Below are 23,760 nucleotides of genomic sequence, written 5' to 3' on the forward strand. Positions count from 1 at the left end.
GTTGACGCAGCGGACGCGGACTGGTTCAAGCAAGGTCTTGGCACAAGTTTTGCGAGGAAGTCATGCGAAGTTCAACCCGTGGTGCGGTCGATCCCTTCATCGTGATGGACGTGATGGAGGCCGCCCGTAGGGCGGAGGCGGGCGGGCGGAGTATTATCCACATGGAAGTGGGGCAGCCTGGCACCCCCGCGCCGCAGGCCGCCCGCGATGCACTGAGCCGCGCAATGGCGGATGGCGCACTTGGCTATACGGTTGCCCTTGGTCTGCCGGAGTTGCGTGAGGGCATCGCGACGCTTTATCAGGATTGGTACGATGTTGACCTTGATCCCGGGCGTGTCGTTGTGACGGCCGGATCCTCCTCGGCCTTTCTTCTGGCGTTCACCGCGCTGTTTGATGCTGGCGAACGCGTTGGCGTGACGGAGCCGGGATATCCGTCCTATCGCCAGATCCTCCATGCATTGAGCCTTGATCCGATTGGTATTCCGACCCACGCAGATGCGCGTCATGTCCCTGATATATCTTCAGAAAACCTGGATGGATTAATTGTGGCATCGCCAGCAAACCCAACGGGGACGATGCTGTCGCGCGAGGATCTGGGCCAGTTGATAGACATCTGTCACGCCCAAGGGACCGCCTTTATCTCGGATGAGATTTACCACGGTGTACACTACGAGGCGCGCGCGGTCTCGGCCTTGGAATTGACCGATGACGTTTATGTCATCAATTCTTTCTCAAAGTATTTTTCCATGACGGGATGGCGCCTTGGCTGGATGGTTGTGCCCCCCGATCACGTACGACGCATCGAACGACTTGCGCAAAACATGTTTATCTGTGCCCCCCATGCAGCTCAGGTCGCAGGTCTTGGTGCGTTGACTGCGCGAGATGAAACAGAATCCCTGCGCAAAGTTTATGCGGAAAATCGCCGTCTGATGCTCGAAGAGTTGCCGAAGGCAGGCTTTGATCAGATCGCACCGCCGGATGGGGCCTTCTACATCTATGCCGATGTGGCAGCACTCACCGATGACAGCCGCGCCTTCGCCGCTGAAATTCTGGAAAAAGCGGGTGTTGCGGTGACACCTGGGCTGGATTTCGACCCTATACGCGGGCATCAGACCATGCGCTTTTCCTATGCGCGCGGAACTGACGACATTCGCGAAGGGTTGAAGCGACTGACGGCCTTCATGGAAAGCCGCAAAAAGTGATCACACAGCGGCCCTATGACGCGTCAGCCCTTTTGACGTGAGAGCCCGGTGGCCATATAACGACCTTGAGCTGTAAAGAGATATAAAATGATCCTGCGTCCTATACTCTCTCTCTTCGGGTCGATCTTCAGCACGCTGTGTATCGGTGTGTTTGGTGTGGCTGTGCTAATCGGTGCGATTTTCATCATGTACGGGCGAGATCTTCCGAACACTGACCAGCTTGCGCAATACTCTCCGCCGACGATCAGCCGGATCTATTCCGGACAAGGTGATCTGATCGACGAATTCGCTCAGGAACGCCGCTTGTTCGCGCCTGCCGATGACATTCCCGATCTGGTCAAGCAGGCCTTCATTTCTGCCGAAGACAAGAACTTCTACACGCACAAGGGCTATGACCCCGTCGGCATTCTGAAGGCCGGCATCGATGCGGCCCAAGGGGGTCGCGTGCGCGGTGCATCGACAATCACGCAGCAGGTCATGAAGAACTTCCTTCTGTCCGGCGACCGGTCTGCCGAGCGGAAGATCAAGGAGCTGATCCTTGCATCACGTATCGAGACGACGCTTAGCAAAGAAAAGATTCTTGAGCTTTACCTCAACGAGATTTTCTTGGGGCAGAACAGCTACGGTGTCGCGGCTGCTGCGCAGACTTATTTCAACAAGACCTTGGCCGATCTGACTGTCGAAGAAGCGGCTTACCTCGCTGTCCTCCCAAAGGCGCCGTCGAACTATCATCCCGTCCGTCACATGGAACGGGCCATAGATCGCAGGAATTTCGTGCTGCGCGAGATGTACGAGAACGGCTACATCGAAAACGAAGAATACCAGCGCGCTCGGCAGGCCGAATTGCAGACCGTGCAAAGCGGTCACTATGAGCCATTCAAAGGTCAGGTGCCGGACAGAGATTATTTCACAGATGAGATCCGCCGCCAGTTGTCACGCGATTTTGGTCAGGATGAATTCTTCGGCGGCGGTCTTGCGATCCGAGCAACCGTTGACCCTGAACTGCAAGAGGCGGCTGCCGACAGCCTGCGCGAGGCGCTTGAAAGCTACGACCGGGGTCGGGGTGTTTTCCACCGCGTTAGAACAACGGTCGATGCGGAAAAACTCAGCGACGACACGTGGCGCGAGGTACTGGACAACACGGTCTTCCCGCGGGACATCGCCGGGTGGAATGTTGCGGTTGTGCTTGGTTTTGAAGGCGACGATGCGCGGATCGGTGTGGAAGATGTCGACGGCGTCCAAATTCTGCCGGGCAGCGATGTCGCTTGGGCACGTCCCCGACAATCGGACGGCAAGCTCGGAAGCAAAGAAGCCAACGCGGACAATGTTCTGAACGTCGGTGACCTGATCCATGTGGCCAGCACCGATGAGGGCGGGTGGTCTTTGCGTCAGGTGCCGGAAGTTCAGGGCGGGTTTATGGCAATGGACGTGAACACCGGCCGTGTTCTTGCGATGCAAGGCGGGTTCTCGTACCAATCCTCCGTCTTTAATCGTGCGACACAGGCCGACCGTCAGCCGGGGTCTTCATTCAAACCGTTTGTTTACGCCGCAGCGCTGGACAGTGGGTTTTCCCCAAACACAGTAATCGTCGACGCCCCGATTGAGGTGAATACGCCGCAAGGGCTGTGGCGCCCGAAAAACTCGTCCAATAAATTCTATGGCCCGGCTCCTGTGCGCACTGGTATCGTACGGTCGCGGAACCTGATGACGATCCGTCTTGCGCAAGAGATCGGTATGGACACCGTCGCTCAGTATGCCGAGCGCTTCGGTGTCTACGATCGGATGACGCCGTTCCTGTCCAACGCGCTTGGCGCCCAGGAGACGACACTCTTCAAGATGGTGGCCGCCTACGCGATGTTTGCCAATGGCGGCGAGCGCGTGGAGCCGACCCTCGTAGACCGGGTTCAGGACCGCTGGGGGCGCACGATTTATCGTCATGACCAAAGGACCTGTGAAGACTGTCGCACAGCATCGCTTGATCCGAACCTGTCGCCGACCATCGTCGTGAACAGGGAACGTGTGATGGACGCGATCACAGCCTATCAGCTGACGTCTATGATGAAGGGCGTCGTGGAGCGGGGCACTGCGGCGCGTACGGTTAATCTTTCTGTGCCAACGGCTGGCAAAACGGGGACGACGAACGAGGCAAAGGATGTCTGGTTCGTGGGCTTTACCTCCAACATCGTTGCGGGTTGCTATATTGGCTATGACCGCCCCCGCTCCCTCGGGGAGAAGGCTGGTGGCGGAGGAATGTGTGGCCCCGTCTTCGATCGCTTCATGAAAAAAGCCACGGCGAAGTACGGTGGCGGTGAGTTCCGCGTGCCACCCGGCGGCTATTTCGTAAAAATCGACCGCCATACTGGCGCGGTTCTGCCCTATGAGGCATCCGGCGACCACGTAGTGTCCGAATACTTCCGCGAAGGCGAAGAGCCTGCCTATGGGCTTGGGGCAATTCTGGACGGGGGGTTCGCGATGGGATCGAATCTCAACCTCTTCTCACGCGGCGAAAGCGATTTGACGTCCGTGAAAGAGGTCACGACCTCGACGGGAAGACGCGCCTACGTGCCGAAGAATTCCAATTTTGGAACGCTCAGCGCGGGCGGGCTCTACTAGCATCCATATGTATCGTGCGATGCGTGGCTTGCGCCCGATTGGGTGCACCCGTATCTATGGAAAAACACTCCGAAACAGGACGGCATACCGATGCGGGCAGAGGCTCAAAACGCAGTTGACGCTATTGAAAAATCCTTGGCGCTCTTGCGTCAGCGCATGGATTGGGAAACGGCGCCGCATCGCTTGGAGGAGTTTAATGCCCGGGTCGAAGATCCGGACCTTTGGAACGATCCCGAAAAGGCCCAGAAGCTCATGCGCGACCGCCAATCGCTCGTGGACGCGATGGAAAACTACACTTCCATGAAGCAAGAGCTCGACGACAATGTCGAATTGATCGAGCTTGGCGAAATGGAAGATGACACGGATGTGGTGGACGAGGCAGAAGCGGCCTTGAAAGCACTTGTCGAGAAGGCGGCGCAGAAGGAACTTGAGGCGTTGTTGGACGGCGAAGCGGATGCCAACGACACCTTCCTTGAGATCAACTCGGGCGCGGGCGGCACGGAAAGCTGTGACTGGGCGTCGATGCTGGCCCGGATGTACGTCCGCTGGGCTGAGAAGCACGGATACAAGGTCGAGCTTCAGTCAGAGAGCCCCGGGGAAGAGGCTGGCATCAAATCGGCAGCCTATAAGATCAGCGGTCATAATGCTTACGGTTGGTTGAAATCGGAGTCGGGCGTTCATCGTCTGGTGCGGATATCGCCTTTTGATTCCGCTGCAAAACGGCACACCTCCTTCTGCTCTGTCTGGGTCTATCCAGTGGTAGACGATAATATCGAAATCGAGGTGAATCCGGCGGATATCCGGATCGATACCTACCGATCCTCCGGGGCGGGTGGACAGCACGTTAACACTACGGATTCCGCCGTTCGGATTACCCACGCACCGACAGGCATTGTGGTGACGAGTTCAGAGAAGTCACAGCACCAGAACCGCGATATCGCGATGAAGGCCTTGAAGTCCCGGCTCTATCAAATGGAACTGGACAAGCGAAACGCGGCGATTAGTGAAGCTCATGATAACAAGGGCGATGCAGGGTGGGGGAACCAGATCAGGTCCTATGTTCTGCAACCCTATCAGATGGTGAAAGACCTGAGGACGAACCACGAAACCTCGGACACCAAAGGCGTACTAGACGGTGATCTTGACGGGTTCATGGGGGCCACGCTTGCCATGGATGTGTCCGGCAAGAGCCGGGCTGAGGCACAGGCAGACTAGGCCGATCTTGATCTTCTTGGCACCCAAAGTGCCGATGCGATCGCCGACAGGATGCAAAGAACGCAAGCAATCCAAGCCACTTGGCTGAAGGCAGCGTTTGTCGCTATCGCATGCGCGGGATCAGCGACCATGGCCCCGAAGCTGTCTGGTCCATTGGCTGCCGTGTAAGTGATTGCAACAACACTGCCCATAGCGGCGACCGCGATCAGACCCGCCATACGCGTCACCGCATTGTTGATGCCGGAGGCGATCCCTGTTGCCTCACTTTCAACCGCACCCATGATTGCCGTCGAAAGCGGGGCCACCACAAGCCCCATACCGATGCCCTGAAAACACATAGCGGGCATTACCGCGCCCCAGAAATTCTGCGATGGAATGACAAGCGCAAGTGCCCCGTAGCCGATCGAAAGGACAAGTGAGCCACCGGCCAGAAGTGGTCCCGGTCCAAATTTGTCGGCCCACCGACCGGCTGCTCCGGACAGCGCAGCTATGAAAACGGATAATGGGGCGAAGGCGGCAGCGGTTTCTATCTCTGTCACACCCCACCCGCCGATCACGGTCATGGGCAGGTAAAACAGAATGGCAGAGAAGGCAAAGTAGATGAGGAAGCTGACCCCGTTTGCAGCCGAAAACCCTGAGTTTCGGAAAAGCCCTAGTGGCATCATCGGATGAGCGCTGCGCGCCTCGACCAGCAGAAATAGCGCACATGCGGCTATTGCGATCAGACCAAGCGTCAATGCTTGTCCGTCGACCGCCTGGCCGTGCTCGGCCCCCGTCAAAGCAAGGGCGAACAGTCCCAATCCGATTGTGGCAAGCAAGCCGCCAGCAACGTCGATCCCGCGCTGCGATTGCGCCTGATCACGCGCCACGCGGGTCCACAAAAGGTAGAGGGCAATCGCACCAAGGGGTAGGTTGATGCCAAAGATCCAGCGCCACGTTTCCGGGCCGCCGCTCGTCATTGCAAGCCCGCCAATGATGGGCCCAAGGGCAGAAGTCACCGCCGCTGCGGACGCCCAGATACCAATGGCGCGCCCTCGCTCGGCCTTTGGGTAGGCTCGGCTTATCAGGGCCAGCGAGCCAGGGACCATGAATGCGGCACCAACGCCTTGGATGCCCCGCGCGACGATGAGTATTTCGGCGGTTGGCGCCAATGCGCATGCAATAGACGCGATAACGAACAGCATGATGCCGTAGGAAAAAACGCGCGCCAGCCCGAAGCGATCCCCGGCCGCACCCCCAACAAGGATAAGGGCAGAGAGGCCGAGCATATAAGCATTGGAGATCCACTGGGCCTGAACCAAAGAGCCATCGAGTGAGGCACGCATGGCCGGAAGCGCTATCGCCACCATCGAGCCATCAATAAACCCAAGCGAGGATGCTAAAATAGCGGCAGCAAGAATAAATTTGCGCGCCTCAGGCGCGCATAAATTGGATGGTCCCGCCGAAACTGAGTGTGGCGGGACCGAAATAGCTCTCATGTAATATTAGCTTTTTGCTGGTTCCGGTTTATGGGTCGGCGCCGAACCGGCCTTTCCCGAATTCAGCGGATCATCCTGCCGTTGAACCGAACCCTCGAAATGAGCGCCTGACTCAATAGCAATCGTTTTATGTATGATATCACCCTCCACACGGGCGGTCGAGGTAAGGCGAACCTTAAGTCCGCGTACACAACCAACGATCCGGCCGTTGACGACCACATCATCTGCAATGATCTCACCCTTGACCACGGCGGTTTCGCCAACGGTCAGAAGATGCGCCCGAACATCACCTTCAACTGTGCCTTCAATCTGAATATCGCCGGCAGTTTTCAAGTTGCCCGTAATCGTCAGATCAGCTGACAGCTGAGAGGGGGGAGATTTTGGCTTAGGTGCCGAACTGGCGAAATCGTTCTTGGATGGTGTTGAAGATCCTGCGCTGGACTTACCGCCCTTGTCGGCGTCACCGCCTGTTTTTGCGTCGGGATCGTTGATCTTGCTTTTAGAAAACATCGCGTCCTGCCTTGATGTAGGTCATTGGGTTGACGGGATTGCCGTTCACCCGAACCTCGTAGTGAAGATGGGTGCCAGTTACCCGGCCAGTCGCTCCCATATCACCGATCCGGTCTCCGCGCGAGACCCTTTGGCCGACTTTGACACGAATTGCCGAATTGTGCGCGTATCTTGTCTCAACTCCAAAAGCGTGGCGAATTTTGACCAATTTACCGTAACCGGATTGCCACCCTGCGAAAATTACTTCACCGTCTGCGGCTGCATAAATGGGTGTTCCGCGCGCACCAGCGAAATCGACACCAGCATGCATCCGGCGGCCTGCGCCTTTAGGATCATTGCGGTAGCCAAAGGGGCTTGTGAACCGGAACGCGGATTTCACCGGCATGGCGACGGGCATTTTGTCCGCCGCGATCCTGAAAAGATTGATGCGGTCCAACTCCTTTAGCAGGTCGTTGGCGCGTTCGCTTGTTGGATCGACCCTAGCCTGCCCGCCACTTGTCGACATCGTAACCGGCAGAAGCGGTCCACCCTGACCGGAATAACCACGGCGCACCTCTTCAAGGATACGGTCCGTGGGCATCCCCGCAGCTCGGAACATTTTGTCCAGTGGCTCCAGTGAGACTGTGACGGCTTCTTCTAGACGGCTGAAGATCTGCTCGTTGCGATCCTCGTTGATTTCAAGGGTCAGGCGCAGATCGTCTGCCGCTGCTTTCTCTTCTGCGGCAAAGGCTTCCATCTCGTCGCGTTCGGCTGCGGTTTCTTCCAACGCATTGGCAAGGAACTCGACCGATCCGTCCATCGCCTTGGCACGCGCAACGGTTGGGCCGATCTCAGCTTCGGAATTTTCAAGTTCTGCCAACAGTTCGGATTGCTGGCGGCGGGCCCCGTCGCGTTCCTGCATCGTCTTGCGCAATGTGTTCTGAATGACCTCGATGCCTTTTTCGAGTTCAGCGCGTCCGTCCTCAGATGCAAGCAGAGCCGACTGCATCTTCGAGACTTGGGACAGTGCGATATTGAACCGTTCCTGTGCAGCAACGGCTTCGGCTGCACGCTCGTCCCGTTCGCGGCTCAATGCATTGAGGCGGTCTTCGTAGATCGCGCGTTCCCGCTGCGATTGCTCCCGTTGGTTGCCGCTGCCGATCGTGTCCATGAGGAAGATGGCAGTAACGCCAATGGTCCAGCTCATGACCAATGCGGCACCGCCAAGGCCTGCAGCGATCCCACTTGGTTTCAGGCGAATGAAACGCGTGCCAGCATCAGATTTCAGGAAGAGGCGTTGTTCAGGGAACGTTTTCGCCAAAGTCGCGTTGAAATAGTCCAATACCCGTGTCCGCAAAACAGTGCCTCGCTGTCATATGTCCCCAGCGCGTCGAGCCCCCATTAACCTTGACGCGTTAATTTGTGCTAAACAGCATCGCAAGGCACTGCAATGACTTTGAAAAACTGACGTAGCGGCTACGCCAGTTTCTGCTTGTTTCGGCGGGAATCTGCCTATTTTGAAAGACTACGCGTTTTGCGCCGCCTCCAATACGTCTTCGACATGACCGGGCACCCGCACCTTGTGCCAAGCCTTGAGAACCTTGCCTTCACCGTCGATCAGAAAGGTTGACCGTTCGATACCCATGTATGTCTTGCCATACATGCTCTTTTCTTTCCAGACGCCGTAGCGCTCACACACATCATCTTCTTCGTCGGACGCGAGGATGACCCCTAGGTTGTGTTTGTCCCGGAATTTATCGTGCTTTTTCACACTGTCTTTCGAAATTCCGATGATCGTTACGCCAGCCGCTTTGAACGCCTCCAGGTGATCCGTAAAGGCTATTGCCTCCTTGGTGCAGCCCGATGTGTCATCTTTGGGATAGAAGTAAACGACTGCTTTGCCGGGTCTTATCGAGGACAAAGATATCGTATCGCCGCCATCCCGCGGCAGTGAGAAATCGGGCGCCGTATCGCCAATGTCGATCATGTGTTCGTTCCTTTGAAGACGTGAATTGTGTGAAGAAGCCTAGTGCGGTCTAAGTAGAGTTAAAGGCAGCGCTTAACGCGCCGCCGGGCCGACAGTTTGTCGGCAGATGAAGTCAGGGGATCGATGGCCGAACCGGACCAGAAATCAGAGGTCAAAGAGCCGGGCGTGCGTGAGGATGTGCCGCCTGCCAAACCCGCGCGCGTAAGGGGGCGCAAACGGCGTGGCGCGCTGCACTTGGCGAAGGCACTTTGGGCCGGGATCTTTGGCTTTACCGTCGTTCTGCTTGTCTTGGTGGCGGTGGCGATCAGCGGGCGCAGCTATCCGCTTCCATCTTGGGCGGTCACTGATATTGAACGGCAACTGGCTGCACAGCTCGGCGAGGACAGCGTGAGTTTGGAGAGCGTCGCCGTCGGATTTCGCGATCGTGGCTACCGGCCAACAGTGGATATGACCGGCGTGGCGGTTCGTGACATCGACGGGACCACGTTGCTCGAATTGTCAAAGCTCAGGACCCGGTTCGACACGACTGAACTGCTGCAAGGCCGCATTGCACTGGAGACGCTTGATTTGAGTGAGGCCAAGCTGAACTTGTCGCGAGACGAAAATGGCCGCTTGGAACTGGCTTTTGCCGATGGCCTCAAAGGCGCGTCGACCGCTGGGCGATCCATTTCACAGATCATCGAAGGCATTGATGTGCTCTTCGAAGGTCCGCTTTTGCGGGAGCTTGAGACCATTAGTGCCGAGGGGCTGACGCTGGATCTTCGGGATGGTCGAACTGGACAGCAGATTGTCGTGGAGAACGGCGCGTTTGACCTGACAAATACGGAAACAGAGATTGCCGCAAACATTCGTTTCGGTGTCAGTGTTGCTGACGAAGAGATAACGCAAGTCGCGTTGCAAGATCCTGAGGAGGAAGACCGCACCTCGCTTGTCTTTGGTGTGAGCAAGATCAAGGGACGGAATGCCGTCAGTTTCAAAACGCGGTTTGAGCAGGTACCGACGATCGCCATTGCTGGGCAAGTCGCGGCATTGTCTTGGTTGGGCGCGCTGGACGCGCCTGTGTCTGGCGCGTTGACGACAGAGGTGAATGCGGACGGGTTGATCGACGACCTGGCCGGAACACTCGACATCGGGGCGGGGCAGGTGCGCCCCGGCGGGGAAGCGAAGCCGCTGCCGCTCAATGCCGCGCAGGTCTACGTTCGCTACAAGGATGAGGACAAGCGTCTTCAGCTTGATCAGATCACCCTTGATGCGCCGTCGCTTCGCGTCAGTGGTGCGGGCCATGCCGATCTCAAGGATTTCGAGGCTGGGCTGCCGCAGACGTTGCTTACCCAATTGCGTCTGGACAACATCCGTCTTGACCCTGCAGGTATTTTCGAAGCGCCGGTTCGCTTTGACACTGGCGTGGTGGATGTGCGGTACAATCCGACCAATTTCGGGTTGGAAATCGGTCAACTGGTTTTGGAGCAGAGCGATACGCGGATCGTCGCACGCGGTGAAATTTCTGCAGGCGCCGAAGGTTGGGTTGGCGGGCTTGATGCGACTGTAGATCAGATGACAGCCGAAGAACTTGTGCGCCTCTGGCCCAAAACAGCAGCGCCGCGCACCCGGAAGTGGTTGACCGAAAATATCCTGACCGGTGACATCACGGGCGCAGCAGCCGCATTGCGGTTCCAGCCAGGACAAAGGGCTGCGTCAGCGGTGACGCTCGATTTCAACGACGCAACGGTTCGCTATGTGAAAACCATGCCGCCCATCGAGAATGCGACGGGTTACATTTCCATCCTTGGAACAGTTTTTGATCTCAAGGTGCACGATGGACAAGTGCGCGCGGCCAATGGCGAGCTTCTGGATCTGGACGCGTCTCATATGCAAATCGCAAATCTGCGCTCTAAACCCGCCATTGCGGACGTGGATTTACAGATCACCGGCTCCGCTGATGCGGCACTTTCAGTTCTCGATGAAGAGCCGCTGAGAATCCTGTCGAAGGCAGGCTTGCCGCAAGATGTTGCGACAGGCACAGTTTCGGCACAGGCCAAGCTGCGCATCCCGCTGAAGAAACAGGAACCGGGGGACATCACCTATGAAGTGACCGCTGATCTGGGCGCCGTCTCGTCTGACAAGTTGATCCCGGGTCGAACCATACGCTCTGATGCGTTGACGCTGACCGCGCGGCCCAAAGAGTTGGAAATTGGCGGCGCGGGGACGTTGAATGGGGTTCCCATCAATGCGGTCTGGTCCCGCGGCCCGGACAGCTTGAACACATCCGTCGTTGAAGGAACGGTTGAAATCTCGCCGCAAACCTTGTCTGCGCTCCAGATTGACCTGCCGCCCGGGTCCGTGACGGGGCAGGGGACAGGACAGATCCGTGTCGTACTGGAAAAAGACAAGCCCCCCCAGCTGAAGCTGACCTCCACGCTTGAAGGCGTCGGTCTGTCCATTGACGCACTTGGGTGGTCGAAGCCCGTCAGGCAGTCCGGATCGCTGGAGGCCGACGTGACGCTCGGAGCCACACCGAAGGTTGATCGGATCGCAATCAGTGGTGCCGGGCTAGATGCTGTTGGCGAAGTCATCCCGGCGCCGGGCGGTGGGCTGGACCGTGCGGTTTTCAATTCGTTTCGCATTGCCGGACGCCTGAACTCGCGGGTCGAGGTCATCGGTCGCGGGCGGGGTCGGCCTGCGCAGCTTCGTGTGCGCGGCGGAACCGTTGATATCCGCAATTTCGGTGTTGGCGGTCAAGGCGGCGCACGCCGGGCCGGACCACCGCTGGATCTTGCGCTGGACAGGCTGGTCATCACCGACGCCATCGCCCTTGATGACTTTCGGGGGAAGTTCAAAAATGACCGCGGCATAGAGGGCGACTTTACGGCCAAGGTTAATGGAAAGGCCAAGGTCGCGGGCATTCTGGTCCCGACCGCCAATGGGATCGCCGCGCGGATCAACGCGGCTGACGGGGGCGCGGTGCTGGCCTCAAGCGGGATTATTCGCAATGCGCGCGGCGGCGCGATGGAACTGACGCTTAGGCCCAACGGCAAGCCCGGACAGTTTGACGGATCGCTCAAGATAGAAGACACGCGGATCAAGAAGGCACCTGCGCTGGCAGACTTGCTGTCGGCCCTGAGTGTGGTCGGTTTGCTGGAGCAGTTGAGCGGTGACGGTATTCTTTTCTCAAATGTTGAAGCGAATTTCAGACTGTCGCCCCAAGGTGTGACGCTGCGCAGTTCGTCAGCGGTTGGCCCGTCGATGGGCATCTCAATGGATGGGATTTACAACACGCAGACCAGACGCATGGACATGCGCGGCGTGATCTCCCCGATCTATCTGGTGAACGGAATCATCGGTGCTATGTTCTCACCCCGAAAGGGAGAGGGGCTGTTCGGCTTCAACTACACCCTCAAAGGGGGTGCGGACAGCCCGCGGGTCGGCGTCAATCCATTATCGGTGTTTACACCGGGCATCTTTCGCGAGATTTTCCGGCAGCCACCGCCCAAGCTTAGCAACTGACGCAAGACCCTCCATGAAACTTGAAGATTTCGACTTCGATCTGCCGGAGCAGTTGATCGCGACCCGCCCGGTGAGCCCGCGCAGCGCGGCACGTCTGATGGTGGTCGAGCAGGATCAGATCTCAGACCGGATGGTCACGGATCTGCCGGATATTCTGCGACCGGGCGACCTTCTCGTGCTCAACAACACCAAAGTCATTCCGGCGCGACTGTTTGGCACGCGGACCCGGGACGGCAATGTCGCAAAGATGGAAGTGACGCTTCTGTCGCCCACACCGGATGGCGGCTGGACGGCGCTCGTCAAACCATTACGGAAGCTAAAGGATGGGGAGCAGGTGGAGTTCTCCGGCGAATTGAACGCGGTTTGCGAAGGACGCGCCGATGGCCAGGCCCGGCTCAGGTTCAATCTGGAAGGGACCGCCTTTGACGAAGCGCTGCACCTTGCAGGGCAAATGCCGCTGCCCCCCTACATTGCCGCGAAACGAGCGGCGGATGCGCGGGACAAGACAGATTATCAAACTGTCTTCGCGAAAGAGACAGGGGCCGTTGCGGCGCCGACGGCATCTTTGCATTTCGACGACGCGCTCTTGGCGCAATTGGACGCGCGCGGCGTCACGCGGACGGAGGTCACATTGCACGTGGGTGCAGGGACGTTTTTGCCGGTAAAAGTGGATGACGTCAAAACCCACAAGATGCACGCGGAATGGGGGCGCGTTGGCGATGATGCCGTCGACGCGATAGAGCGTACGAAGGCGGCGGGTGGACGGGTCATTCCTGTCGGCACAACCGCGCTCAGGCTGATCGAGACCGCCGCGACCGGCCCCGGCAAGATCGCACCGTGGCAGGGCGACACGGATATATTCATCTACCCCGGCTACACATTTCAGCTGACCGACGCGCTTATGACGAATTTTCATCTGCCAAAATCAACACTGATGATGCTTGTCTCGGCGCTGATGGGGCAGGATCGAATGAGGCGAGCCTATGCGCACGCCATCGCCGAGAGATACCGTTTTTTCTCATACGGAGATGCCTCGCTTCTGGTCCCCTGAAACCTTGGGGCAGCCTTCGCTTCTGAACTTCGTTTTGTCGTTCATGTGCTGGTTTTCTTAATCCCGCTCTGACAAAGCGGGGTCAGGGAATGATTTGCGCAAGGTCGGACAATGTTGAAGGTGTTTCTCAGCTCTTGGGCGCTCTTGCTGGGCATTTTGTTGTTGATGATTGGCAACGGGTTGCAAGGCACCTTGATGGGGGTGCGCGGCAGCATCGAAGGGTTCTCGACGTTTGAGTTGTCTGTCGTGACCTCTGCCTATTTCCTTGGTTTTCTCGGCGGCTCTCAGCTGACGCCGGGCTTTATCCGGCGCGTCGGGCATGTGCGGGTCTTTGCGGCCCTTGCATCATTCATCTCTGCGGCCCTCATCCTGTACCCCGCCTTGACCTATCCATGGGCGTGGATCGCCTTGCGCGTACTTATCGGCTTCTGCTTCTCCGGTGTGTATGTGACCGCGGAAAGCTGGTTGAACAATGCGGCCTCGAACGACACGCGGGGTCAAACGCTGTCGCTTTACATGATCATGCAGATGGCCGGGATCGTGATTTCTCAGATGCTGCTCAACGTTGCGGATCCGGCAGGATTCATTCTGTTCATCATCCCGTCAGTGCTGGTTTCGATCTCCTTCGCGCCAATCCTGCTGTCGGTTGTACCAACGCCGGCCTTCGACAGCACCCGCTCGATGAGTCTGAAGCAACTCTACACACATTCGCCGCTGGGATTTACGGGGATGCTGGTGCTGGGCGGGGTCTTTGCGGCGCAGTTTGGTATGTCGTCAGTCTACGCGACCCAGATCGGGCTCAGCCTCCCGCAAATCTCACTCTTCATTTCTTTGATCTTCGTTGGCGCCATGGTGCTGCAGTATCCGATCGGTTGGTTGTCGGACAGGATGGACCGCCGGGTTCTGATCTTTTGGGTCGCTTCAATTGGCGGCGCCGCCAGTCTTCTGGCCTGGATGTTTGGGCCCAACTTCTATGTGCTTCTCGCCTCGGGGTTCGTCCTTGGGGGCATGACGAACCCGCTCTATTCCCTGTTGATCGCGTACACCAACGATTATCTGGACGTAGAGGATATGGCAGCTGCGTCCGGTGGCCTGATTTTCGTGAACGGCTTGGGTGCCATCGGCGGCCCTGTGATCACCGGGTGGTTGATGACGACGTATGGTGGATCGGGCTTCTGGCTTTTCATCTCCCTTTTGATGCTGATGATGGCGGCCTATGCGGCTTATCGGATGACCCGTCGGCCTTCTGCATATGCGGATGAAGATGATTACGATGCCGTGCCCTATGCTACGATCAGCCCGGCTTCGACGCTTGTCGCGGTCGAGGCAGCGCAGGAATATTATGTCGATGCCGCAGAAGAAATGGCAGAGGAAGAAGACAAGCCGCAAAATATGTCCGGTACATCGTAATCATACGTAACCTTCCGTGAGCGCCGTTAAGGCTGAAAACGCTTGCTTCCCCGGAGAACCGTTGTAACGATTTGATAACACTTGGGGGCATTGCGACAAGGAGGGTAACCCATGTCGACGCCTGAAGATGTGCTGGGGTTCTGGCTGGACGAAATCGGACCATCGGGATGGTATTCCGGTGATGATGATCTGGACGAAAAGATCCGAAAGAGGTTTCTGAAAACATGGGAAAACGCGGCCGAGGGGGCTTACTCCCTCTGGATGACCTATCCAAGCGGTGCTTTGGCTTATCTCATCCTGACCGATCAGTTTCCGCGTAACATGTTTCGCGGAACCGATAAGGCGTTTTCCACAGATAAAATCGCGCTGACCGTGGCGAAAAGTGCGATAAAAAAAGACTGGGATCTGCGTATAGATGAACCGGCGCGGCAATTCTTTTATCTGCCGCTGATGCATTCCGAATGTGTCAGTGACCAAGAGCGCTGCGTACGATTGCTTCTGACGCGAATGCCAGAGACCGGAGACGATAATCTGCTACACGCCAAGGCCCACCGCGAGGTTATCCGAAAGTTCGGCCGGTTCCCGCACCGCAACGAGGCGCTCGCTCGGCGGCACACGGTCCCTGAAGCTGAGTTCCTGAATGAGGGTGGCTACGGCGCCACCGTCGAGGCGTTGCGCGCCTGACCGGAACCTGACCCGCTCTTTCTGCATTCTGTCAGAGGCCGGTTCATTTGCAATGCGGTGGCGTTGCGGCACTTTTGGAATTGGTTTAACGTTAAACCAAATTTGATCTGGAGGGCTGCAGCATGGCGTCGAAATCCTATGATATGATCGTAATCGGGGCCGGACCCGGTGGCTACGTTGCCGCAATTCGCGGTGCTCAGTTGGGTCTCAGCGTCGCGGTGGTCGAGCGGGAGCATTTGGGCGGCATCTGTCTAAACTGGGGCTGCATTCCAACGAAGGCCATGCTGCGCTCGTCCGAAGTGTTCCACCTTATGCACCGCGCGAAGGATTTCGGCCTAAAGGCGACCGGCATCGACTACGATCTGGACGCTGTTGTGAAACGGTCCCGCAACGTGGCGGGCCAGCTGAATTCGGGCGTTGGGCACCTTTTGAAGAAGAACAAGGTAACGACGATCATGGGCGAGGCAACAATTCCCGCCAAGGGCAAGGTGACCGTCAAAACCGACAAAGGTACCGAGGAGCTTGCCGGAAAGAACATCATCCTCGCCACAGGTGCACGTGCGCGTGAGTTGCCGGGGCTCGAGGCGGACGGCGATCTGGTCTGGACCTACAAACATGCCCTGACGCCCAAGAAGATGCCTAAGAAGCTACTAGTGATCGGCTCCGGCGCCATCGGCATCGAATTCGCAAGCTTTTACAACACCTTGGGGTGTGAGACTACAGTGGTCGAGGTAATGGATCGGATCCTGCCTGTTGAAGACGCTGAAATTTCGGGCTTTGCGAAGAAGCAGTTCGAAAAGCAGGGTATGAAGATAATGGAAAAGGCCATGGTCAAGCAGCTTGACCGCGGCAAGGGCAAAGTGACCGCTCATATTGAGGTCGGTGGTAAAGTTGAAAAACAGGAATTTGACACCGTCATCTCTGCTGTTGGAATCGTCGGAAATACGGAGGGTCTTGGCCTCGAAGATTTGGGCGTGAAGATCGACCGAACCCATGTGGTTGTCGATGAATACGCGCGGACGGGCGTGGAAGGCATCTATGCCATCGGTGACATCGCGGGCGCGCCATGGCTCGCGCATAAGGCCAGCCACGAGGGCGTTATGGTGGCGGAACTGATCGCGGGGAAAAACACCGTGCATCCCGTGCGTCCCGAAAGCATTGCAGGCTGCACCTATTGCCACCCTCAGGTGGCAAGTGTCGGTTTCACGGAAGCCAAGGCGAAAGAGGCGGGCTACAAGATCAAGGTCGGTCGCTTCCCGTTTATTGGCAACGGCAAAGCCATTGCTCTGGGCGAACCCGAGGGCTTGGTCAAAACCATCTTCGACGAAAAGACCGGGGAGCTTCTGGGCGCACATATGATTGGCGCAGAAGTAACGGAGCTGATCCAAGGCTACGTCGTGGGTCGCACGCTGGAGACCACTGAAGAAGACCTGATGAACACCGTCTTCCCGCATCCCACACTCAGCGAAATGATGCATGAAAGCGTTCTTGACGCTTACGATCGTGCAATTCACTTCTAATCTGGGCGGAAAGGCGCCTTAGCGCTTTCACATTTTTGTCGAATGCCGTTAGTAATCTCTCATTAATTAAAATTATTTGAGAGAGAAATCTGATGAAGTATGTGATTGCGGCTGCGCTTATGTGTGTCGCTGGCAGCGCAGGCGCCGCGACGATCGCCAATGGTGATTTCGATCAACCCGGCACGTTCAACGGTGGCTTTCAAACACTTGGGGCCGGTTCGACAGGTTTGTCGGGCTGGACGATTGGCGGATCGGGCATTGATCTGATCAACACCTATTGGACACCCCAAGCGGACGACTACAGCATTGACCTGAATGCCGGGAACGCTGGCACGATTTCTCAGACAATCACAGATATGATCGTGGGGACTGCTTACGATCTGACCTTCTGGATGTCCGGCAATCCGGCCGGTGGGCCGGCTGAAAAGCAGATCGACGTCTCCGTTGGGTTCTCGGGGGAAACGTTTACATACGACGTAACAGGGAACTCCCGGTCGAACATGAACTGGGAAGAGATGACGTTCTCTTTCGTTGCGGACAGCACCGAGGCGCTTCTTGTGTTCTCCAGCGGAATAAGCGGTGCATTCGGTGGCGCGCTCGACAGCATTGCGATCTCCGAGACAGGGGTTTCCCCAATTCCTGTACCTGCAAGTTTGCCGCTTTTGGCTGGTGGCTTAGCCCTCTTGGGGCTGGCGCGTCGCCGCAAGGCTTGAAGCTCTGACACGGATTGTCCCGCTTTTTCGCGGGGCAATCGTTGGGCCAACCATATCAGGCGCTGTGCAGAAAATCGCGACAGGCTTTGCCTCGCGATGAATCGTCCTAGTTTTTGAATGTGTAAAAAATACACACTTCATTCAGGAGGACGTTATGAAGAACCTAATTCTAAGAACTGCCTTGGGGGCTGCACTGCTTGGGGCAGGTGCGGTCGCATCTGTCGCTGCGACCGTCGGCATCACTGGGGTAGAGACCTCGATCACAGTTACGGCCCCATTGGGAGACCTTGGCCTGAGTGCGACGAATTTCGGCGCGTCGAGTGTTGAGATCATAGATGAGACCCCGGTTTTCAGCTTTGCCATCACAGGCGGAAGCGTGGACCTTGATAGCAGTGCGGCAATGATTGCCCACAACGGCAGCGGCTTGACCCTGACCGCGGGCGATATCTCCGCGTCTGTTGGGGACTTTCTGATTGATACGGCCGCCGCCCTGGTCAGCGGCACCGTCAATGGTGGCGAAACGTTCGTACCGCTCTTCAATCTCGGCTCGGCAGAGGATGATCGCGGGATCGAGATCTTTGCGACCGAGACCTTGGCCTCCACGCTGACGGCCGTTTTCGACGCGCCAGATTTATCCGGCGCACTGTTCGGCTTTGCCTCACCCGAACTTGAGTTGGCTGACACGCCGGATATGGCCCCAATCCCGCTGCCCGCCGGGTTTCCCTTGCTGGCCGGTGGTCTGGTGCTGCTTGGTTTGATGCGTCGCAAGGCGTAGATTTTTAATGATCACTTGACCCCCGCGCGCTTCCCCTGCACGGGGGTCATTGATGACATCTTCTGCACATTCCCCAAATGGCTCTGGCGGTAGGACCGACTGGCCGCTCATTGCATTGCTTTTTGTCGCCGGATTGTTTGCGGCGGCGCAATTTGGCAAATATTCTCTCACCTTACGCGAATTGGCACTGATCTATCCGGACAGCCCGGCACTGGTGCCGTTCCTTGTGTCTATCGTAGGAACCGTTGGGGTGATTTTCGGGGCTGTGGCAGGCGCTTTGGTCGCAAAACTGGGCATGAGCCGTATGTTGCTTCTTGCGCTGGTTGTGGGTGCGCTGTTGGCTGGCGTTCAGGCGCTTTTGCTGCCGTTGTCCGTCATGCTTGGACTTCGGATCGCAGGGGGGTTCTGTCATCTCGTTATGGTGGTCGCGCTCCCGACGATCATGGCGAGCGAAAGCTCTGATCGGGATCGGCCGGTTGTAATGGCGATCTGGGCGATGTTCTTCGGTGTCAGCTTTGCGCTGACAGGGCTGGCGCTGCCGTTTGTTCTAGGGCTGGGCGGTGTGCCTCTGGTGTTTTTGTTGCATGGCGCCGGGCTCTTTCTTGTCGCGCTCGCCGTGTGGTGGCGGGTGACCCCTGTGCCGCCGACCGAGGGGCAATCAGTCAATTTCATCGAGGAACATCGAACCATCTACACCACACCCAGTCTGCTGATCAGCGGGTTGGGGTTTGTGTGGTACACGATGATGTATATCGCGCTTCTTGCGGTTTTGCCGGGCGTCATTGCTGCCTCTGTTCTACAGCTTGCACTGCTTCCAATCGGCAGTCTCGTCGGAACGTTTGGCGCAGGAATTCTGGCCCGACGGTTTCAGCCGGACAGTATCGCCATCGCAGGTTTTGTCGCGACCATCGTTGCGATGGCGCTGGTCTGGGTCAGTGGCGGTAATATCTGGCTGGCCATCGCAATGATGGTTGTGATGGGGGTCATCCCAGGTGCCAGTTTTGCCTCCATCCCGCATTTCAACGCCGCGTTGAAGGATCGGGCGCGCGCCACGGGCGGTCTTGCGCAGCTCGGAAACGTCGGGACCACACTTGGCACACCGATTTTTGTAATGGTTGCGGCGCAGTTCGGTTTGAACGGGATTTTTGGACTTGTCATAGTTCTGTCCGTCGCCGGGATTGCATGTCTGGTCCACATACGCGCGCGCATCTTGAGCGTTTGAAAAGAAAACTATTAATGTTCGCTTAATGTTCCAGTTTTCGATTGGAACACCGGCCGTGCTGTCTTATGTTGTGAGCATCCGTTTTTGGGGTGGATGATGGCAGAGCTGAAAAAGATCGAAGTGCGCGGCGCGCGCGAACACAATCTGAAGTCGATTGATGTGGATATTCCACGCGACGAGTTGGTTGTGATCACGGGGTTGTCCGGATCGGGCAAGTCGTCGCTTGCCTTTGACACGATCTATGCTGAAGGCCAACGCCGCTATGTCGAGTCGCTCAGCGCCTACGCGCGGCAGTTCCTCGATATGATGGAAAAACCGGACGTGGATCACATCTCCGGCCTCAGCCCTGCCATTTCCATTGAGCAGAAGACGACCTCCAAAAACCCGCGCTCCACGGTCGGCACGGTCACAGAGATCTACGACTATATGCGTCTTCTGTTTGCGCGGGTCGGCACCCCGTTCAGCCCAGCCACTGGCAAGCCCATCGAGGCTCAGCAGGTTCAGGACATGGTCGACCGGATCATGGCGATGGAGGAGGGGACGCGCGGCTACCTTCTGGCCCCGATCATTCGGGACCGGAAGGGCGAGTACCGCAAAGAGTTTGCTGAGCTGGCCAAGCAGGGATTCCAGCGGGTCAAGGTGAACGGGGAATTCTACGAGCTCGAGAGTCCCCCGACGCTGGACAAGAAATTCCGCCACGACATCGATGTGGTCGTCGACAGGATCGTCGTCCGTGAAGGTCTGGAAACCCGTCTCGCAGACAGTTTGCGCACGGCCCTTGATTTGGCCGATGGCATCGCAATTCTGGAAACTGCGCCGTCCGAGGGTGATCCAGAACGGTTCACCTTTTCCGAGAAGTTTGCTTGTCCTGTATCCGGTTTCACGATCCCCGAGATTGAACCGCGGCTCTTCTCGTTCAACGCCCCGTTCGGTGCATGTCCGCAATGTGATGGCCTTGGTGTTGAGCTGTTTTTTGACGAACGATTGGTCGTCCCGGACGCAGCATTGAAGCTATATGACGGCGCGCTGGCGCCATGGCGCAAGGGAAAATCGCCATATTTCCTGCAAACCATTGAGGCCATTGCCAAGCACTACGAGTTCGATAAGAACACGCCTTGGAAGGATCTCGACGCCCATGTAAAGCAAGTGTTCCTCTATGGCTCAGGCGACGATGAAATCCCGTTTCGATATGACGAGGGCGGTCGCGTTTATCAGGTGACGCGCAGCTTTGAAGGCGTCATTCCGAATATGGAGCGGCGGTATCGCGAAACGGACTCAAACTGGATCCGTGAAGAGTTTGAGCGCTACCAGAACAATCGACCATGTGGCGTGTGTGAGGGCTATCGTTTGAAGCCCGAAGCATTGGCGGTGAAAATGGCGGGGCTTCACGTGGGCCAGGTGGTTGAGATGTCGATCCGCGAAGCCTTCGCATGGTGTGAAACGGTGCCGGAGCATCTGACCAAGCAGAAAAACGAGATCGCGCGGGCCATTCTGAAGGAGATACGAGAGCGTCTTGGGTTCCTGAACAATGTCGGGCTTGAATATCTCACCCTTAGCCGTAACGCAGGAACGCTGTCGGGTGGGGAAAGCCAGCGGATTAGGCTGGCGTCCCAGATCGGTTCGGGTCTGACGGGGGTGCTCTACGTGCTTGATGAACCTTCTATCGGTCTTCATCAGCGGGACAATGATCGCCTGCTGACAACGTTGAAAAACCTTCGGGATCAAGGAAACACAGTGATCGTCGTCGAACATGACGAAGAAGCCATTCGCGAAGCAGATTACGTGTTCGACATTGGTCCGGGGGCCGGCGTCCACGGCGGCCAGGTTGTGGCCCACGGAACACCCGCGGAAATTGCCGCCAATGAAAGATCGATCACGGGGCAGTATCTGACCGGGGTGCGCGAAATTGCCGTGCCGACCAGCCGCCGCAAAGGCAACAAGAAGAAAGTCACAGTCAAGAAAGCCACTGGCAATAACCTTCAGAACGTGACGGTGGATTTCCCCTTGGGCAAGTTCGTGTGCGTGACCGGCGTATCGGGCGGAGGTAAGTCGACATTGACCATCGAAACGCTGTTCAAGACAGCTTCCATGCGCTTGAACGGGGCACGACAGACCCCTGCGCCTTGTGAGACGATCAAAGGTCTGGAACATCTCGACAAGGTGATTGATATCGACCAGCGCCCGATCGGGCGGACGCCGCGATCAAACCCCGCCACCTATACCGGGGCTTTCACGCCGATCCGCGACTGGTTTGCGGGGCTGCCGGAATCCAAGGCGCGCGGCTACAAGCCGGGCCGGTTCAGCTTTAACGTGAAGGGCGGTCGGTGCGAGGCGTGCCAAGGTGATGGTGTCATCAAGATCGAGATGCACTTCCTGCCGGATGTCTATGTGACCTGCGAAACCTGCAACGGCGCGCGGTACAATCGCGAAACGCTAGAGATCAAATTCAAGGGCAAAAGCATCGCTGATGTGCTCGACATGACAGTCGAGGATGCGCAGACGTTTTTCAAGGCGGTTCCGAGCATCCGTGAAAAAATGGATGCGCTAGTGCGCGTCGGTTTGGGCTACATCAAGGTGGGTCAGCAGGCGACAACTTTGTCTGGCGGCGAAGCGCAGCGGGTGAAATTATCGAAGGAGCTGGCGAAGCGCTCTACTGGGCGTACACTATATATATTGGACGAGCCGACGACGGGACTTCATTTTGAGGATGTTCGTAAGCTTTTGGAAGTACTGCATGAATTGGTCGATCAGGGCAATTCTGTCGTCGTGATTGAACATAATCTCGACGTCGTCAAAACCGCAGACCACATCATCGACATCGGTCCCGAGGGTGGTGATGGAGGTGGTCAGATTGTCGCCCAAGGCACGCCGGAAAAGGTGGCGACGGTCGAAGCATCGCACACAGGCCATTACCTCAAGGAGATGCTGGTGCCGAAAAAGAAGCTCGCCGCCGAGTGATCTAAGGTGAGCGAAGTGCAGATCAGACCCGCGCGCGACGCGGATCGCGCGGCCATATGGGCCATTCTTGAACCAGTGATCCGGGCGGGCGAAACCTACGCTTTGCCTCGCAATATGGCCGAAGAGGACGCGCTTTCGTATTGGTGCGGCTCGAAGGACCATGTGTTCGTAGCGGAGGACACAAACCGCATTCTTGGCACATATTTTCTTACACGCAATCACATGGGCGGCGGCAGCCATGTCTGCAATTGCGGGTATGTGACGGACCCACAGGCGCGTGGTCGCGGGATTGCCCGGCATATGTGCGAACATTCGCTGAGCGAGGCAACGGACCTCGGATTTCGCGCGATGCAGTTCAATCTTGTGGTCGCTACGAATGAGGGTGCCGTTCGTCTCTGGTACCGTTTGGGGTTTGAGACCGTTGGAACCCTTCCTAAGGCATTTGCGCACCCCAATCAGGGCGATGTCGATGCCTTTGTCATGTACAAATCCTTAACGTGACTTGCACGATCCGACGAGCCCGGGCGAAAGACGCGGCGGATTTCGCGCGGATCATTCACGGCTGGACCTCAGAGACGCCGTGGATGCCGAACCTCCACACGTTGGAAAGTACAGAGAACTTCTGGCGCAATCGCATTAACGAAGCCTACGGCATCGTCGCAGTCCGTGATCACACCATTGGCGTTCTGCTGCTGGATGGTGATGTGATCGCTGCACTGTATGTCGCCCAGAACAATCGACGACAAGGCATCGGTCGGGCGCTTCTCAGCCATGCCAAGTTAGGGCGGGATCTACTGAAGCTCTGGACGTTCGCTGCCAACACCGCCGCACAGGAGTTCTACGCGCGCGAAGGATTCCGCGAATGCGCAAGGACTTCGGGCGATAATGAAGAGGGCCTGCCCGATATCCAGTTTGCCTGGAGCAGACCTGCCAGCTAGA

The 23,760-nt window shown here is 57.3% G+C and carries 18 protein-coding genes; 14 read left to right on the forward strand and 4 right to left on the reverse strand.

Features of this window, described 5'->3' with window-relative positions:
* The first annotated feature begins 62 nt into the window (after positions 1–62).
* From KIN_RS05975 to prfB, 3 genes are all read left to right on the forward strand, one after another.
* Entirely contained in the window at positions 63–1,202 is a 1,140-nt protein-coding gene (locus KIN_RS05975; RefSeq protein WP_159805008.1) for a pyridoxal phosphate-dependent aminotransferase, read from the forward strand.
* A 90-nt stretch (positions 1,203–1,292) separates the two neighbouring features.
* On the forward strand, positions 1,293–3,815 hold the full coding sequence (locus tag KIN_RS05980; RefSeq protein ID WP_159805400.1) for a penicillin-binding protein 1A: 2,523 nt from the start codon (positions 1,293–1,295) through the stop codon (positions 3,813–3,815).
* A 90-nt stretch (positions 3,816–3,905) separates the two neighbouring features.
* Entirely contained in the window at positions 3,906–5,030 is a 1,125-nt protein-coding gene (gene prfB / locus KIN_RS05985; protein WP_159805009.1) for a peptide chain release factor 2, read from the forward strand.
* Here prfB and KIN_RS05990 read toward each other — a convergent pair.
* The 4 genes from KIN_RS05990 to bcp form a co-directional block, all read right to left on the reverse strand.
* Complete coding sequence (locus tag KIN_RS05990; protein WP_279285222.1) at positions 5,027–6,508, reverse strand: MFS transporter; 1,482 nt, start codon at positions 6,506–6,508, stop codon at positions 5,027–5,029. The genes prfB and KIN_RS05990 overlap by 4 nt on opposite strands.
* Before the next feature lie 6 nt (positions 6,509–6,514).
* Positions 6,515–7,018, reverse strand: coding sequence for a bactofilin family protein (locus KIN_RS05995; protein WP_159805010.1), 504 nt, complete (start codon positions 7,016–7,018; stop codon positions 6,515–6,517).
* Positions 7,008–8,354, reverse strand: a complete 1,347-nt coding sequence (locus tag KIN_RS06000; RefSeq protein ID WP_159805011.1) for a M23 family metallopeptidase — start codon at positions 8,352–8,354, stop codon at positions 7,008–7,010. The genes KIN_RS05995 and KIN_RS06000 overlap by 11 nt, the downstream gene beginning before the upstream one ends.
* A gap of 168 nt (positions 8,355–8,522) precedes the next feature.
* Positions 8,523–8,984, reverse strand: a complete 462-nt coding sequence (bcp, locus tag KIN_RS06005) for a thioredoxin-dependent thiol peroxidase (protein WP_159805012.1) — start codon at positions 8,982–8,984, stop codon at positions 8,523–8,525.
* Positions 8,985–9,107: 123 nt separating this feature from the next.
* Here bcp and KIN_RS06010 point away from each other — a divergent pair, with 123 nt between their 5' ends.
* The 11 genes from KIN_RS06010 (at position 9,108) to KIN_RS06060 (ending at position 23,759) form a co-directional block, all read left to right on the forward strand.
* The gene (locus tag KIN_RS06010; protein ID WP_159805013.1) at positions 9,108–12,488 is read left to right on the forward strand and encodes a YhdP family protein; all 3,381 of its coding nucleotides are present in this window, start codon (positions 9,108–9,110) and stop codon (positions 12,486–12,488) included.
* Positions 12,489–12,501: 13 nt separating this feature from the next.
* Positions 12,502–13,539, forward strand: coding sequence for a tRNA preQ1(34) S-adenosylmethionine ribosyltransferase-isomerase QueA (queA, locus tag KIN_RS06015; RefSeq protein WP_159805014.1), 1,038 nt, complete (start codon positions 12,502–12,504; stop codon positions 13,537–13,539).
* Positions 13,540–13,650: 111 nt separating this feature from the next.
* Positions 13,651–14,949 carry an MFS transporter gene (locus KIN_RS06020; protein WP_159805015.1) on the forward strand — a complete coding sequence of 433 codons (1,299 nt, stop codon included), beginning with the start codon at positions 13,651–13,653 and terminating at the stop codon, positions 14,947–14,949.
* Between the two features lie 111 nt (positions 14,950–15,060).
* A complete protein-coding gene (locus KIN_RS06025; RefSeq protein ID WP_159805016.1) occupies positions 15,061–15,633 on the forward strand; it encodes a DUF924 family protein in 573 nt (190 codons plus the stop codon).
* Between the two features lie 122 nt (positions 15,634–15,755).
* Entirely contained in the window at positions 15,756–17,153 is a 1,398-nt protein-coding gene (gene lpdA / locus KIN_RS06030; protein ID WP_159805017.1) for a dihydrolipoyl dehydrogenase, read from the forward strand.
* Between the two features lie 92 nt (positions 17,154–17,245).
* Entirely contained in the window at positions 17,246–17,866 is a 621-nt protein-coding gene (locus KIN_RS06035) for a choice-of-anchor C family protein (protein WP_159805018.1), read from the forward strand.
* A 154-nt stretch (positions 17,867–18,020) separates the two neighbouring features.
* Positions 18,021–18,641 (forward strand): hypothetical protein, encoded by a 621-nt coding sequence (locus tag KIN_RS06040; RefSeq protein ID WP_159805019.1) that lies wholly within the window; start codon positions 18,021–18,023, stop codon positions 18,639–18,641.
* Positions 18,642–18,693: 52 nt separating this feature from the next.
* Positions 18,694–19,863: an MFS transporter gene (locus KIN_RS06045; RefSeq protein WP_159805020.1), complete on the forward strand. Its 1,170-nt coding sequence runs from the start codon at positions 18,694–18,696 to the stop codon at positions 19,861–19,863.
* A gap of 96 nt (positions 19,864–19,959) precedes the next feature.
* Positions 19,960–22,821 (forward strand): excinuclease ABC subunit UvrA, encoded by a 2,862-nt coding sequence (gene uvrA, locus KIN_RS06050; RefSeq protein ID WP_159805021.1) that lies wholly within the window; start codon positions 19,960–19,962, stop codon positions 22,819–22,821.
* Between the two features lie 15 nt (positions 22,822–22,836).
* A complete protein-coding gene (locus KIN_RS06055; RefSeq protein WP_159805022.1) occupies positions 22,837–23,322 on the forward strand; it encodes a GNAT family N-acetyltransferase in 486 nt (161 codons plus the stop codon).
* Positions 23,319–23,759, forward strand: a complete 441-nt coding sequence (locus KIN_RS06060; protein WP_159805023.1) for a GNAT family N-acetyltransferase — start codon at positions 23,319–23,321, stop codon at positions 23,757–23,759. Before KIN_RS06055 ends, KIN_RS06060 begins: the two co-directional genes overlap by 4 nt.
* The last annotated feature ends 1 nt before the right edge of the window (position 23,760 follow it).

It is taken from the genome of Litoreibacter roseus, from assembly GCF_009811795.1.
GTDB classification, from domain to species: Bacteria; Pseudomonadota; Alphaproteobacteria; order Rhodobacterales; family Rhodobacteraceae; genus Litoreibacter; species Litoreibacter roseus.

Bases quoted from the DNA above. Each gene is read 5' to 3' on its own strand.
- KIN_RS05995 (WP_159805010.1), bottom strand. From the start codon at position 7,018: ATGTTTTCTAAAAGCAAGATCAACGATCCCGACGCAAAAACAGGCGGT.
- KIN_RS06040 (WP_159805019.1), top strand. From the start codon at position 18,021: ATGAAGAACCTAATTCTAAGAACTGCCTTGGGGGCTGCACTGCTTGGG.
- KIN_RS05975 (WP_159805008.1), top strand. From the start codon at position 63: ATGCGAAGTTCAACCCGTGGTGCGGTCGATCCCTTCATCGTGATGGAC.
- KIN_RS06020 (WP_159805015.1), top strand. From the start codon at position 13,651: ATGTTGAAGGTGTTTCTCAGCTCTTGGGCGCTCTTGCTGGGCATTTTG.
- queA (WP_159805014.1), top strand. From the start codon at position 12,502: ATGAAACTTGAAGATTTCGACTTCGATCTGCCGGAGCAGTTGATCGCG.
- KIN_RS05990 (WP_279285222.1), bottom strand. From the start codon at position 6,508: ATGAGAGCTATTTCGGTCCCGCCACACTCAGTTTCGGCGGGACCATCC.
- uvrA (WP_159805021.1), top strand. From the start codon at position 19,960: ATGGCAGAGCTGAAAAAGATCGAAGTGCGCGGCGCGCGCGAACACAAT.
- KIN_RS06010 (WP_159805013.1), top strand. From the start codon at position 9,108: ATGGCCGAACCGGACCAGAAATCAGAGGTCAAAGAGCCGGGCGTGCGT.
- bcp (WP_159805012.1), bottom strand. From the start codon at position 8,984: ATGATCGACATTGGCGATACGGCGCCCGATTTCTCACTGCCGCGGGAT.
- KIN_RS06035 (WP_159805018.1), top strand. From the start codon at position 17,246: ATGAAGTATGTGATTGCGGCTGCGCTTATGTGTGTCGCTGGCAGCGCA.
- lpdA (WP_159805017.1), top strand. From the start codon at position 15,756: ATGGCGTCGAAATCCTATGATATGATCGTAATCGGGGCCGGACCCGGT.
- KIN_RS06025 (WP_159805016.1), top strand. From the start codon at position 15,061: ATGTCGACGCCTGAAGATGTGCTGGGGTTCTGGCTGGACGAAATCGGA.
- KIN_RS06045 (WP_159805020.1), top strand. From the start codon at position 18,694: ATGACATCTTCTGCACATTCCCCAAATGGCTCTGGCGGTAGGACCGAC.
- prfB (WP_159805009.1), top strand. From the start codon at position 3,906: ATGCGGGCAGAGGCTCAAAACGCAGTTGACGCTATTGAAAAATCCTTG.